The 220-nt window shown below is 64.1% G+C and carries 1 protein-coding gene; it reads left to right on the top strand.

What is annotated here, in order from left to right:
* Positions 1 to 220: type VII secretion protein EccB (locus BST12_RS30360; protein WP_211281455.1), on the top strand; the 220-nt coding region annotated here is incomplete at both ends.

Below are 220 nucleotides of genomic sequence, written 5' to 3'. Positions count from 1 at the left end.
CCGCCATCAGGTGACGGGCTGGCGGTTCGTGATGCGCCGAATCGCCGCCGGAATCGCATTGCACGACACCCGCATGCTGGTCGACCCGTTGCGCACTCAGTCACGCGCGGTGCTGATGGGTGTGCTGATTGTGATCACGGGGTTGATCGGCTCCTTCGTATTCTCGTTGATTCGGCCCAATGGGCAGGCGGGTAGCAACGCGGTGCTTGCCGACCGGTCC

The organism is Mycobacterium angelicum (genome assembly GCF_002086155.1).
Classification (GTDB): Bacteria; Actinomycetota; Actinomycetes; order Mycobacteriales; family Mycobacteriaceae; genus Mycobacterium; species Mycobacterium angelicum.
The sequence above is the reverse complement of the archived record's forward strand: the minus strand, read 5'-3'. Positions and strand labels throughout refer to the sequence as shown.